Consider the following 13,803-nt stretch of genomic DNA (forward strand, 5'->3'; position numbering starts at 1 on the left):
TAAATTACCCCGTCCTTTTTTATGATCACTTTCGGATCCGGTACCTGGTCCAAAAATGAGTCAATAGGCTGATGTCGGTTAATGATAATCATGTAACGATTTCCATTTGATGGACGCTGTATAATCACCGTGCGATTGTCTCCGCCTGGCTTTCGAGGTCGGGGCATAAAACGGGGTTTCGGTATAATGGCGAAAGGGTCAAGGGAAAACGCCTTAGCGTTTCCCTTGAAAGACGGTTTGGCGAAACAAAAACGATAGTTTTTGTGGCGACAAACCACGTCTTGCGTATACCCTAAAACATGACATCATTCTCCGATTTCGTCAAGAGGCGACAATCAGAAAACGCAATGAATATAAGGCGTTACAACAAGATACCGGGACGTGTAATGCAGTATTACGCCGTTCATTTTGAATACCGAAAATGAACAGGCCATCACATAAAATGAACGGCGAACGCAACCGCTAGAGGTTTTAAATTCGCGGGCAACCTCAAAACTGCCCCTATATGAATTTCGATACCCGCAAATTTCTTGCGTCCATCCGTCCCGCCGATATCGCCCATATCGTCACCCCAGAACTCAGCGCAGATCAACAAGCAAAACTTTTGTTCTTTTTAACGGGCGCGTTTCTAACCCCGATCACGCTTGCGGGTGTGCTGATCGGTTATGTTCGGGGCTATAATCTTTACATGCGCCCACGCCAAGCGGCGCCAAGTATCGGCGACATTCCCCCCATTGTGCAATTATCCATGGTGATATGGGGTGTCATGATCTGGCTTGCGTTGCTGGTCTTCGTGCTTCTGCTGCGAATGATAGCGCCGTTATTCGGTGATATGACCCCTTATATCCCGATATACCTGGCGATTAACGTCATCCTGTCGGTGTTGGTGTATGTCTGCTTTCATAGATGGCGAATTGATATCAATAATCATTTGATTGAAAGCACGCGGTTCGGCACCGCGCGTTTTGCGCGTGAAGAAGAATTATCTCCCTATCAAGTCATAAATAACCAGCAAAACTTCGATCCCATTGTTCTTATATTTTTCCCAGTATTCTATATCTTCCTTACGCGGAAAGAATTCAAATGATAATGGCTTGTCATTACGGATATAGCTATTGTCTGTACCGCTGGTTTTTATTTGGACTTTTAGACTTTCACCCACAGGTTCAATCTTTCTGTCTTCATTAACGCGAGTAAGTTCAATTTCCCCATCAATTCCGAAATCACTTTTCAGGACTTCCCGAAAAATGATATAAGGCTGATGATTATTGCAATAGCTTGCGAATTTGATAACACCTGCTTCGCCGCGAATGTGAGTGTTAAGTACAATTTTTGACATATGGTATTATTACAATGCCGAATACCCATATATGCATATAGGGGTAATGGAATAAGCAGTTAATAATATTCCGCTAATATGCGGACTAAGCAATCGTTAAATTACGAAATATTCTGCTCTATTCCATCAGAAGGTTGACAGATCAAGCTTTGCGCCAAATAATTGAATTTCAAGTGGATATATACACAAACGCCGTCTTAAAGTCTATTTCCTAAGTAATCATTTTAAAGTTTTACCAATACATATAAAACCCATACATGAAACACCTTTATTTATGCTGGACTTCACCCTTTATCAGACTGTATGTGTCTTTCTAAACAGATATGTTCTTTTTATGGCTAAACAAAAATTTACACTACAACAAATCCAGTCTGCCATATACCAGGTAAGGTATGAAAACAAAACAGCCAAACAGGTATGCAGGGAGTTGGGAATAACGGAAGCCACTTTTTCAAATTGGAAAAAACTACAAGAAATTAAAGATCTAAGAGAAGAGGTCGCAAGGTTGAAAGCATTACCAGTTACCAGGGGAGATTTGGAATATCCCGATCAAGAGGAAATGGATTTGCTCAAAACAGTGTCCGATATAATCGTAGATATTATTTTAAGAGAAGATGAAAAAGATAAAGAAAATATGTCAGAGCAAAAGATTCAAAAAAGGGATGGGAGTTGAACCGCTTTAAGGTTAATGCAACTTGGTGCCTGTCAGGATATAATATTAAATTAAAAAAGTAAAAGGAATTAAAAGCTAATCAGTTATGCATACTTTTTCAAATTAGTTGAAACCACAATTTCATAAAAGACAATATCTATAACACGGTTAAAACAAACAAAAAAAGCACTTTTTAAAGTGCTTTTTCATCGGAACGATATAATCAATTCCCATTCGTAGCGAGAAAGGGAGTTGAACCCTTGACCTCAGGGTTATGAATCCTGCGCTCTAACCGCCTGAGCTACCTCGCCATATCCTCGTCTTGTTCAAAACGGGAGTGCAAAGATAATAGGGAATTTGATAAAAGCCAAGAGGTATTTAGATATTTTTTTAATACGCCAATAATTCTTTAACCGCAGCCTTCACCTTTTGCGGATTCGGCAGCATTTCATTTTCCAAAGCCAGGTTGATAGGCACCGCCGGCAGGTCGAGAGCGCCAATGGTGAAAATCGGCGCATCCAGCGAGCGGAAGCAATGCTGTTGAATACGGCCAGCTAAAGCCTGGGCAAAGGAATTGTTCAGCTGCTCTTCGGTGAGAACAAGGCATTTTCCATGCCGGGCTACAGTGGAAAAAACCAGTTGCTCATCCAGCGGGAATAAACTGCGCAGGTCGATTACCTCTACCTGACCAGGGAAGGCCGCAGCGACAGCCATTGCCCAGTATACCCCCATACCATAGGTGATGATACAACAGGTACTACCTCTTTTTATATCTTTTGGGTGTGCAGGTACTACTACCCTACCCTTGCCTAATGGTAACTGATATGCCGCATCTGGTTCAATCATGATTGCCGCCTGGGTACCAGGGACTTTGCTCCAGTATAAACCCTTGTGTTCCAGCATAACAACCGGGTTGGGATCCAAAAATGCAGCCTTCATCAGCCCTTTCATATCAGCAGCATTGGATGGATAGACTACCTTGATACCTTTGATCGTCAACAAGGTCGATTCGATACTACCGGAATGATAAGGCCCTCCTCCCCCGTAGGCACCGATAGGTATACGGATTAACGTCTGTACCGGGAATTTACCATAGCTGAGGTAACAGGATTTAGAAATCTCCGTCACCAGCTGGTTAAAGCCGGGATAGATATAATCTGCAAACTGAATTTCCACAATAGGTTTAACACCAACTGCTGATAAGCCGACAGTAGCGCCAATGATATAGGCTTCCTGGATAGCGGTGTTGTATACCCTGTGGTCTCCGAATTTTTCAGCAAGAGTAGCTGCTTCGCGGAATACACCTCCCAGGCGGCGCCCCACGTCCTGACCAAAGAAGATGGCTTCCGGATAGTCCCGCAGTATTTCTTCTACCGCATGCAGAGCTGCATCTACCATCATTACTTTGGCACCATTTTCAGGGGTACGGTTCCCTTTTTCAGCTGTTACTGCGGCGGGTGCGAATACATGGTCCTTCACGGTGCGGGGATCCGGATCCTGCGCTATCCGCGCCTTGTCGAATTCAGCTTCTATATATTCCCGGGCCTCCCTTTCGATAGTCAGGAGCTCCTTCTCCGCAACACCGGAGGATATTAATAATGCTCTTAGTTTTGGTAAGGGGTCTTTTTCTTCATGAATGGACAGATCTTCATCGGTTCTATACCACTCCTTACGGACACCGGAGGTATGATGGCCCAACAATGGGACACAGGCATGCACAAGTACAGGCTTTCTTTCCTTGCGTACATAACTGATAGCCGCCTCCATGCCGTGATAACTTTCTTCAAAATCACTTCCATCTACCCGCATCCGTTTCATGCCTTTGAAACCCGCGGCGTATTCGTATGCATCCATTACACGGGTTTCTGCCGCGGAAGCGGAGATGCCCCATTCATTGTCCTGTACCAGGTAAATGACTGGCAGCTCCCAGAGAACAGCACTCTGCCATGCCTCACTCACCTCCCCTTCTGTAACACTACCATCCCCAAGGGAACAAAGCACTACAGGTAATTCACCATGAGGACCGGTGGCCAGGGAATCAGGTAGATTTTTTTCCAGGTAACGGATGCCCTGCGCCATGCCTGTAGCAGGAATAACCTGCATGCCTGTGGCACTGCTCTGGTGGGGAATTAAGGGACGATTCGGCACCCGGCTACCCGGATGGCTGTAATAAGAACGTCCGCCGGAGAAGGGATCATCCCCTTTTGCAAGCAATTGTAGCATCAGCTCAAGCGGCGTAAAACCCATGGCCAACATCATACTGTCGTCCCGATAGTAGGGGCAGGCACAATCCCAGGGGTACAACTGCATACCAGCAGCTATCTGAATGGCTTCATGCCCACGGGACGTGGAATGTACATATTTACAAATGGAGCGATTAGCTTCATACGTGGCCGCCATGTAGGAAGCCTGACACATCAGGCGGAAGGCTTTCAGCCACAGGCCTTGCTTATTAGCAGTACCTGCTTTTATAGTTGGGGCGATTGTATTATCTTTAAACACTTTATATCCAATTTGGATGTTTATAAGAATAAATAGTTGCTGATACAACTATTGCTAATGCAATTTAAACTATTATGCCTAATACTTTCGTAACAAATCCATCTTTTTTTAAGTTGGATGCTACCCTTAAAAGAATCCGTAACTACTGGCAAAAGACTTTTGACCTTCATAAAATGGACATTACTGTGGACCAGTGGCTGCTGATAGAGAACTTATATAAGCACAAAAAGATTACGCATAACGAACTTGCCAGGCTGACCTCGAAGGATATTACCACCGTTTCCCGCATTATTGAATTACTGGTTAAGAAAGAATTGGTGCTCAGGGAAGGATCTCCCCAGGACCGCAGAAAGGTGTTTTTGCAGCTCACTGTTAAAGGTGCAGAAAAGTATAAGGAGGCAAGACCTTTAGTGCTGGAAATGCGTAAAACGGGCTGGAATCATCTTACAGAAGAGGATTTTCAGGAACTGACGAGAATATTGGATGTGATTTATAGTAACGTGCCGGATGAGGTTACTTTGACTAAACAGGTGCCTGAAGACAAGTAATTTAAAAACATAAAAAAACGGCCTGCTCAGTGGATGAGCAGGCCGGTTCATTTATAATCAGCTAATTTATTTCACCATAAACTCCAGCAAACTATCATTCTCAATAAACGCTTCCAGCGTATCTCCTATTTCCACAGGCCCTACCCCAGCCGGCGTACCTGTAAATACCAGGTCCCCGATATTCAGCGTAAAGAATTTAGAGATATAAGCCACCAGAAAATCGAATGAGAACAACAGGTCTTTCGTATTTCCCTGCTGCATCAGTTCTTTGTTTTTATACAAACAGAAGTTAATATCCTTCTTATCCAATTCGGGGGTAATGGGGATAAACTGCCCTACCACAGCTGAATTATCAAACGACTTGGCAATCTCCCACGGCAATCCTTTCTGCTTTTGCTTATCCTGCAGGTCACGGGCAGTGAAATCAATACCAATACCAATCTGGTCATAGTATTTATCTGCAAATTTTTCCTGGATATGCTTTCCGTTCTTGCATATCCTCAGTACCAGTTCACATTCATAGTGGAGGTTGTCAGTAAACTCTGGATAGTAGAATGGGTGGTTGTTCTGCAGCAATGCATTCTTAGGTTTCATGAAAATCACAGGTTCTGTCGGTACCTCATTTTTCAATTCCTTTGCATGATCGGCATAGTTTCTTCCAACGCATATAATTTTCATGACGGTTAATCTTTATTAAGGTTAAATGAAATGGATTAATAAATTTAGTTTCCGGGTGAATATTTAAGGTTATTATACTTGTTCATCGTGCGTTCTAAACCAATGGATACAAATCCTTCAATGATTTCCACGCATTTTTCCAGTTTCCACTGCACTATTACCATTTCATCTGCAGGCCATTTGCTCAATACAAAATCTACCTGTCTGCCTTTAGGATAGTTGTTACCAATACCGAATCGCAGGCGGGGATACTGGTTCGTACCCAGCAGTTCCTGAATATTTTTAAGACCGTTTTGTCCTGCATCACTACCACCAGGTCGAATGCGCAGTACTTCTACAGGCAGTGCCAGGTCATCCACCAGTACTATGATATTTTCCAATGGTACTTTCTCCTTATCCATCCAGTATTTTACGGCTTTGCCGCTCAGGTTCATATAGGTGGTCGGCTTAATCACAATAAGGGTACGCCCTTTCCATTTCACTTCTGCCACATCTGCCAGGCGTTCGCTTTTGAAGGTACCTCCATGCCTGGCAACAAAGGTGTCTGCGATATCGAATCCAATATTATGGCGGGTATGCTCATATTCTGCGCCTATATTCCCAAGCCCTACTATCAGGTATTTCATCTGTCGACTAATTTAATAAATACGATCTCGTGGTATACGGGAGTTTTGCAAACCACGGCGTAAAAATAGAAAAAGTCCCATCCCGGACGAACCAGGACGGGACTTTTTGGAAAAATATCTACAAAGAAAATTATTTCTTCTTGGCGTCTTTTTCGTTAGCAGCCTCTTCCTGACGTAACTGACGAGTCATTACTACGGAAGCGATAGGAATACGAGGAGAGTTAGTGATCTCGATGTTTTCAGCTACTACGTCTTCTACGCGGATGTTACCATTCAGCTCCAGTTTATCGATGTTAACTTCGATATTCTCACGCAGGTACTTAGGCAGCGCCTTCACTTTCAGTGCCTTGATTTTAACAACCAGTTTACCACCGGCTTTAACACCTTCAGACTGACCTACGATCTTGATAGGGAGGGTAACGCTTACTGGTTTATCCTCAACCAGTTCCAGGAAGTCGATGTGTGCCAGTTCATCAGTTACAGTATCGAACTGAAGATCTTTCAGTACGCATCTGTAAGTTTTGGTACCTAATTTAATTTCAGCCAGCTGGAAATCAGCTGTGTAAACCAGGTCTTTGAAAGCAACAGCTGGAGCAGAGAAGCTCACAGTTTCAGCACCCCCGTAAATAACACAAGGCACTTGTCCCTCAGAACGTACCTGGCGGGTGGCTTTTTTGCCATATTCGCTCCTGAGTTGTCCTTCGATTGTTATCGTTCTCATTGATTAAACATTTATAATTGTTATAAATAAGCTTGTTTTTACTGGCGGCGGTGACTATGCACGAACAGGTTTGTAATGGACTTGTTCTCATGCATGTTCCGGATGGCTACTGCAAAGAGGTCAGCAACACTGATCACTTTGATTTTTGAAGATTGCTGTTTCAATGGAATGGTGTCGCAGATAACGAACTCTTCCAATACAGAATTTTCAATGTTTTCGTAAGCCTTTCCACTCAGCACCGGGTGTGTGCAGAATGCACGAACACTCTTTGCACCCTTCTCCATCAGTAGGTTAGCTGCTTTGGTAAGGGTCCCTGCGGTGTCGCAGATGTCGTCGATCAACACGATGTCTTTGTCCTTCACATCACCTATTACCACCATGGAAGCGATCTCATTCGCACGCTTACGGTGCTTATCGCAGATCACCATTTCCGCGTTGAAATAGGCGGCTACTTCCCTTACCCTGTTTGTACTACCCACATCAGGGGACGCAAAGGTAAGATTTTCCAGCTTCAAATTCTCAATGTAAGGAATGAAAATTGCTGAACTATCCAGGTGGTCTACCGGGATATCGAAGAAGCCCTGGATCTGAGGTGCGTGCAAATCCATGGTAATCACCCTGTTAGCGCCTGCCGACGTGAGCAGATTCGCTACCAGCTTAGAGGCGATGGCTACCCTTGGTTTGTCCTTTCTGTCCTGCCTGGCGAAGCCAAAGTACGGGATTACTGCGGTGATATAACCGGCAGAAGCCCTTTTGGCTGCGTCGATCATCATTAATAACTCCATCAGGTTGTCCGACGGAGCATTCGTGCTCTGCACAAGAAAAACATAATCACCGCGGATACTTTCCATGTAAATTGGTTGGAATTCTCCGTCACTGAACTTTTGAATTGTCATTTTACCCAGCCCGTTGCCGTAGCGACTGGCGATTTTCTCTGCCAGCGCTGGGTTGCTGTTCCCTGTGAATATTTTTACTGATGGTTGCATGAACTATGAAAAAGAGGTTGCAAAACTATGATATTTGGAGTATGAATTTTTTTATTTTTTGGTGATTACAGGGTCAGGCACACGACTTTGCATTATTCCGAATGAGTAAACTACTAATTACCAGAAGGTTACCTATTCTGTGTTGTGGAATGTAGTGCTAATTTAAAAAAAATTGAAAGACCAAAGGAAAAGATGTATCTTTTGGTAAAGATAGGAATAGGATGGGTACCGTTGATTCGTTAGCCGGGCATTTGCCAATCAAAAATTGGCGCATAGATGACCAACCAAGACAGAAGTTAATTATTAAAGGGACAGATACGTTGAGTGATGCAGAGTTGCTCGCTTTACTATTGAATACGGGCCATAAGCACAAATCCGCATTGTTGCTGGCACAGGAAATACTTTCCAAATCATCCAATAATTTACAGGAGTTAGGAAAGCTGAGTGTTAATCAGCTGAAGAAACTGAGGGGCATTGGCGAGGCCAAGGCAGCCCGGATAGTGGCTGCTATGGAGCTGGCGCGAAGGCGGCAGGCAGGGTTTATGTTATCTAAAAAGACAATCAGAAACGGGCAGGAAGCGGCTTTATACTTCAAGCCGATTTTGGGAGATTGTGCCTACGAACGGGTTCATGTGCTTTATTTGAACTTTGCTAATAAAGTGATCAGGGATTGTTGTGTTAGTAAAGGGGGCATTTCTTCAGCACCTGCAGATGTACGGATTATTCTGAAAGAGGCCCTGGAGCTGGGAGCTACGTCTCTTATTCTGTGCCATAACCACCCTTCCGGCAATCTGAGTCCCAGTCAGGCCGATATTCTTTTTACACAGAAAGTCGTACGGGCAGCTGCACTTTTGGATATACTGGTGCTGGATCACATTATTGTATCGGAAGCAGGTTACTATAGCATGAATGAAGAGGGCATGATGGATGAAGGGAAAAAGCAACCCGCCCCCCAGAGCAGGCTAATCAGAGAAAATGACTCCCCATTGGGCTTTTCAGGAGTGAGGATGGCTATAGCATAGGAGCTGCACAAACATATATAATATAACATTTGGATATAACACCGTCTTTTCCTTACATTCGCAATTATTTTATTTTCAAAGAATAATATGCTCAAAATAGGAATCTTTGGTGTGGGGCACCTGGGTAAGATTCATCTTTCCCAATGGGCCACCATAAAGGACGTAGAAGTAGTCGGCTTTTTTGATCCAAGTGATAGCAATGCCGCCAGTGTAGCACAGCAATACCAGATTCCGAGATTCTCGACCGCGGAAGAACTGATACAGGCTTCTGATGCCATCGACATCATCGCTCCTACCACCCAGCACTTCAAGTTATGTGAAATGGCTATCCGCAACGGAAAGCACATTTTCGTGGAGAAACCTATGACCAATACTATGGAAGAAGCTAAAACACTGGTAAAACTGGTGGAAGAAGCTAACATCAAATTCCAGGTAGGTCATGTGGAACGTTTCAACCCGGCTTTCCTTGCACTGAAAGGGCATTCGCTCAATCCTATGTTCATCGAAGTGCATCGCCTGGCTGAATTCAACCCACGAGGTACTGACGTGAGCGTGATCCTGGACCTGATGATCCATGATATCGACATCGTACTCAGCATCGTACAGTCTACCGTGAACCGTATCTCTGCCAGTGGCGTCGCTGTAATGAGCGATACACCTGATATAGCCAACGTTCGCATTGAATTCCACAACGGCTGCGTAGCCAACCTGACCTCCAGCCGCATCTCCCTGAAAAAGATGCGCAAAATGCGCCTCTTCCAGAAAGATGCCTACATCGGCATCGACTTCCTGGACAAGAAGACTGAAATCATCAAGCTGAAAACACCAGAAGATGAAGGTTTATTCACATTGGATATAGATACCAATAGTGGTAAGAAAACCATCGCTATCGACAATCCTGAAATCAAACAGGTGAACGCGATCAGGATGGAGCTTGAATTGTTCAGGGATGCTATTCTCCAGAATAAACCTGTACCGGTGAATGCAATTGATGGCCTGCAGGCTATGGAAGTAGCACACCAGATTCTTGCTAAAATCAATAAGGGATTATCTTCAGAAGCTTAATTTCTTGTTCCTAACAAGGCCTCCGCAATCGTCAGATCCAGCGGACGGGTAATCTTTATATTCGCTTCGTCGCCGGGTACCAACTGTACCTGGCGGCCCTGCCGCTCTACCACCGTCGCTTCATCTGTGAATAACGGATCAAAAGGCTGTTCAAATGCTGGCAGGATCCATTCTGAGAGGAATGTTTGCGGGGTTTGTATAATCTTAAATTGCTCTCTGTCTACCGCCCTGTTACCCTTTGGTCCCAGCTCACGGATACTATCTTTCATATCAGTCACAGGGATGGCACTCCCCTGCGCTATTGCACCTTCATAACAACGGTGAATCAATGCTGTGCTGACCAGCGGTCGTACTCCATCATGTACAAAAATGACTGCCGGTTCCTGCACCGTCTTCAACCCATTGAGCACCGAATGGAAACGGGTTTCCCCTCCTTTCACCAATGTAATCTGCCTGAAATTGCCAATCCATTTAGCCACATAACTGAAATGGGCCTCCGGCAATACCAATACGATTTCCATATCATCGTATGCCTGTACAAAAGCATTGACGGTATGCCATAGTACCGGCTTTCCGGCTAATTCCAGAAACTGTTTGGGAACGGTACTTCCCATACGGGTACCGGAACCTCCGGCTACAATGATGGCTACTTTCTTTCGTTGTTCCACGAGCTGAAATTAAATTGCGAATGATCCTGCCTAAGCAGCACCATTCGCAATAAATAATTGAGAATCTGTTTCGTTTATTAGAGAATCAGCATAGCATCGCCATAGCTGAAGAAACGGTATTTCTCCTTGATAGCCTGTTGATAAGCTTCCATCACCAGGTCATAACCGGCAAAAGCACACACCATGATCAGCAGACTTGTCTTAGGCAGGTGAAAGTTAGTTACCAAAGCATTAGGAATCGCGAAATCATAAGGAGGATGAATGAATGTGTTAGTCCATCCTTCTGCTGCTTTCAGCAAGTTTTGTGCAGTCACGGAAGATTCTACAGCTCTTACGGTTGTAGTACCGATCGCACATACCTTACGGTTTTCTTCTTTTGCCTTGTTCACAATCTTCACAGCGTATTCATCGATGTTGAAATACTCTGCATCCATCTTGTGCTTGCTCAGGTCTTCCACTTCGATAGGACGGAAAGTACCTAAACCAGTGTGAAGCGTTACCTCTGCAAACTTAATACCTTTGATCTCAAGACGCTTGATCAGCTCACGGCTGAAGTGCAAACCAGCAGTTGGCGCAGCTACCGCACCTTCATACTTGGCATACACAGTCTGATAACGCTCCTTGTCCTCATCTTCAGGTTTACGCTTGATGTACTTAGGCAGTGGTGTTTCACCCAGGGTGTCCAGCACCTGCTTAAACTCATCATCATTACCTTCAAACAAGAAACGGATGGTACGGCCGCGGGAAGTAGTGTTGTCAATTACTTCCGCTACCAGCGACTCATCATCTCCAAAATACAATTTGTTGCCAACCCTGATCTTACGGGCAGGATCCACAATCACATCCCACAGGCGATTCTGCTTGTTCAGCTCGCGCAACAGGAATACTTCAATCTTGGCACCTGTTTTCTCTTTACGGCCATAAAGACGGGCAGGGAACACTTTCGTGTTGTTTACCATCATTACATCCTTGTCATTGAAATAATTCAGGATATCCTTGAATACCTTATGCTCGATTTTGCCGGTGGCACGGTTTACCACCATCAAACGTGCTTCATCTCTTGTCTTGGAAGGGTGCTGTGCGATCAGATTTAAAGGAAGATCAAACCTAAACTGTGATAGTTTCATATTACGGTATGAATAAATTTAAAGGTTGCAAAGGTATTGATAATATACCATCTATCAAAAAATGATTATTTGCTATTTATAAAACAATTGATTACGCATAAATGTTTTTAGGAATAGAACTGATAAGCTGCTTTGTATATGCACTCTGTGGATGTTCATAGACCTGGTCGGCCAATCCGGCTTCCTCTATCCGCCCCTTATTCATGACCATCATCTTGTCACTAATAAACCGCACGACTGATAAATCGTGCGATATAAATATATACGTAAATCCAAACTCTTCCCGTAAGCGCATCAGCAGATTCAATACCTGCGCCTGGATGCTTACATCCAGGGCCGCTACTGACTCATCGCAGATGATGAACGACGGTTGTAACGCCAACGCACGGGCGATTACAATCCTCTGCCGCTGCCCACCGGAAAACTCATGTGGATAACGGTAATAATGCTCTGGTAACAGATTCACTTTATCCAGCAATTCCTGTACCCGTTCTTTGCGCTGGCGGTCATTGGCATATAATCCGTGTACCTGTAACGGTTCCAGGATGGCCTGGCCCACCGTCAGGCGTGGATTTAGTGATGAGTAAGGATCCTGAAATATGATTTGCAGCTCTTTGCGGAGGTCCCGCATCTCTGAAGCCGGCAACTGGCAAAGGTCTTTTCCTTTATATAAAATACTCCCGCTGGTGGGTGGTGTAAGTCGCAGCAAGGTACGACCAAGGGTCGTCTTTCCACATCCTGACTCCCCGACCAGTCCCATTGTTTCGCCTTCTTTTACTGTAAAGCTCACTCCATTCACTGCTTTTGTCCAGCTCAGAACTTTTCCAAAGATATTGCGTGAAGCGGGGAACCAGGTATGCAGCTCCTTTACTTCCAGCAAAGGCGGTTGCTGCGCGATATGCTGTTCCCTGAGAATGATCTTTTCTACCGGGATTTCGAGGCTGTGTACCAATGATTGTACGGCCTGGCCTTTTTCATGAATCTGACCAGCACTGTCTACTTCCATAAAATCGCGGGTCACCGGTAGTCTGTATAACCTTTTATCTAACGGAGGGCGGCAGGCCAGCAGCCCTTTGGTATAAGGATGTTGTGGATGGGTGAAGATTTCCTGCACACTGCCCTGCTCTACGATCTGCCCCTTGTACATAACCGCTACCCTATCAGCGATTTCGGCAATCACACCCAGATCGTGGGTGATGAATACCACACTCATACCCGTTTGCTGTTGCAGTTCTTTTAATAAAGCGAGAATCGCCTTTTGTACGGTAACGTCCAGGGCGGTAGTCGGTTCATCAGCTATCAGCAGGCGGGGTTGGCAGCTGATAGCCATCGCTATCATGACACGTTGTTTCTGACCACCGGACAACTGATGCGGATAACGATACAGGATTTTCTCCGGATCGGGCAGACGCACCTGCCTGAATAAGGCTAAAGTTTGCGTCCTGGCTTCGCCTGCAGAGACTTTCTTATGCAGACGAATGGCTTCCATGACCTGTGCTCCACAGGTATGCAGCGGATTCAGGGCCGTCATCGGCTCCTGGAAGATCATTGCGATTTCATTGCCTCTCCAGTTGCGCATCTCGCTTTCAGAGAGATCAGGAAGATTGACAGGGGCCTTTTCAGGGTCAACCTGGTACAATAAACTACCAGCTGAAATGAGACCGGGGGACTGAATGAGCCGCATCAGGGCCAGTGACGTCACAGACTTTCCTGAGCCGGATTCTCCGACTATTCCTATGATTTCCCCTTTTCTGATATCCAGGGAAACATCCTTCACCGCCTGATGGCCGGCGAAGGAGACGGTTAGATTCCGGATGGAAAGTAATGTTTGTTGCGTAGTGGCTGATGTGAGCATGAGTCCTTTATCGT

At 45.0% G+C, this 13,803-nt stretch carries 13 protein-coding genes and 1 tRNA gene; 5 read left to right on the forward strand and 9 right to left on the reverse strand.

Going from position 1 to position 13,803, the window contains the following annotated elements; all coding sequences use genetic code 11:
- The first annotated feature begins 505 nt into the window (after positions 1-505).
- Both ABDW16_RS06140 and ABDW16_RS06145 read left to right on the forward strand, forming a co-directional pair.
- A complete protein-coding gene (locus ABDW16_RS06140) occupies positions 506-1,087 on the forward strand; it encodes a hypothetical protein (RefSeq protein WP_343668430.1) in 582 nt (193 codons plus the stop codon).
- A 586-nt stretch (positions 1,088-1,673) separates the two neighbouring features.
- Complete coding sequence (locus ABDW16_RS06145) at positions 1,674-2,012, forward strand: transposase (RefSeq protein WP_343668431.1); 339 nt, start codon at positions 1,674-1,676, stop codon at positions 2,010-2,012.
- Positions 2,013-2,228: 216 nt separating this feature from the next.
- Here the strand turns inward: ABDW16_RS06145 and ABDW16_RS06150 are convergent.
- Together ABDW16_RS06150 and ABDW16_RS06155 are read right to left on the reverse strand one after the other, a co-directional pair.
- Positions 2,229-2,302 (reverse strand) — tRNA-Met (locus ABDW16_RS06150).
- Between the two features lie 79 nt (positions 2,303-2,381).
- Positions 2,382-4,493: a thiamine pyrophosphate-dependent enzyme gene (locus ABDW16_RS06155; RefSeq protein WP_343668433.1), complete on the reverse strand. Its 2,112-nt coding sequence runs from the start codon at positions 4,491-4,493 to the stop codon at positions 2,382-2,384.
- A 74-nt stretch (positions 4,494-4,567) separates the two neighbouring features.
- Between ABDW16_RS06155 and ABDW16_RS06160 the strand changes: the two genes are divergently transcribed.
- A complete protein-coding gene (locus tag ABDW16_RS06160) occupies positions 4,568-5,041 on the forward strand; it encodes a MarR family winged helix-turn-helix transcriptional regulator (RefSeq protein WP_343668435.1) in 474 nt (157 codons plus the stop codon).
- Between the two features lie 66 nt (positions 5,042-5,107).
- Here ABDW16_RS06160 and ABDW16_RS06165 read toward each other — a convergent pair whose 3' ends face one another.
- From ABDW16_RS06165 to ABDW16_RS06180, 4 genes are all read right to left on the reverse strand, one after another.
- Positions 5,108-5,719 carry a fumarylacetoacetate hydrolase family protein gene (locus tag ABDW16_RS06165; RefSeq protein WP_204545980.1) on the reverse strand — a complete coding sequence of 204 codons (612 nt, stop codon included), beginning with the start codon at positions 5,717-5,719 and terminating at the stop codon, positions 5,108-5,110.
- A 44-nt stretch (positions 5,720-5,763) separates the two neighbouring features.
- Entirely contained in the window at positions 5,764-6,345 is a 582-nt protein-coding gene (gene pth, locus ABDW16_RS06170; protein WP_343668437.1) for an aminoacyl-tRNA hydrolase, read from the reverse strand.
- Between the two features lie 130 nt (positions 6,346-6,475).
- Entirely contained in the window at positions 6,476-7,066 is a 591-nt protein-coding gene (locus ABDW16_RS06175; protein ID WP_343668439.1) for a 50S ribosomal protein L25, read from the reverse strand.
- A gap of 38 nt (positions 7,067-7,104) precedes the next feature.
- Positions 7,105-8,052, reverse strand: a complete 948-nt coding sequence (locus tag ABDW16_RS06180; protein ID WP_343668440.1) for a ribose-phosphate pyrophosphokinase — start codon at positions 8,050-8,052, stop codon at positions 7,105-7,107.
- A 221-nt stretch (positions 8,053-8,273) separates the two neighbouring features.
- On the opposite strand from ABDW16_RS06180, the gene radC reads away from it, so the two are divergent.
- Both radC and ABDW16_RS06190 read left to right on the forward strand, forming a co-directional pair.
- Entirely contained in the window at positions 8,274-9,074 is an 801-nt protein-coding gene (gene radC, locus ABDW16_RS06185; RefSeq protein ID WP_343668442.1) for a DNA repair protein RadC, read from the forward strand.
- An 87-nt stretch (positions 9,075-9,161) separates the two neighbouring features.
- Positions 9,162-10,139, forward strand: a complete 978-nt coding sequence (locus ABDW16_RS06190; RefSeq protein ID WP_343668444.1) for a Gfo/Idh/MocA family oxidoreductase — start codon at positions 9,162-9,164, stop codon at positions 10,137-10,139.
- On the opposite strand, the gene ABDW16_RS06195 is transcribed toward ABDW16_RS06190, so the two are convergent.
- The 3 genes from ABDW16_RS06195 to ABDW16_RS06205 form a co-directional block, all read right to left on the reverse strand.
- Positions 10,136-10,807: a 2-C-methyl-D-erythritol 4-phosphate cytidylyltransferase gene (locus tag ABDW16_RS06195; RefSeq protein ID WP_343668445.1), complete on the reverse strand. Its 672-nt coding sequence runs from the start codon at positions 10,805-10,807 to the stop codon at positions 10,136-10,138. The two genes, ABDW16_RS06190 and ABDW16_RS06195, sit on opposite strands and share 4 nt — an antisense overlap.
- Before the next feature lie 77 nt (positions 10,808-10,884).
- A complete protein-coding gene (gene queA, locus ABDW16_RS06200) occupies positions 10,885-11,934 on the reverse strand; it encodes a tRNA preQ1(34) S-adenosylmethionine ribosyltransferase-isomerase QueA (RefSeq protein WP_343668446.1) in 1,050 nt (349 codons plus the stop codon).
- Between the two features lie 91 nt (positions 11,935-12,025).
- A complete protein-coding gene (locus tag ABDW16_RS06205) occupies positions 12,026-13,789 on the reverse strand; it encodes an ABC transporter ATP-binding protein (protein ID WP_343668448.1) in 1,764 nt (587 codons plus the stop codon).
- Positions 13,790-13,803 lie beyond the last annotated feature (14 nt).

Origin of the sequence: Chitinophaga sp., assembly GCF_039596135.1 — a bacterium.
Lineage (GTDB): Bacteria > Bacteroidota > Bacteroidia > Chitinophagales > Chitinophagaceae > Chitinophaga.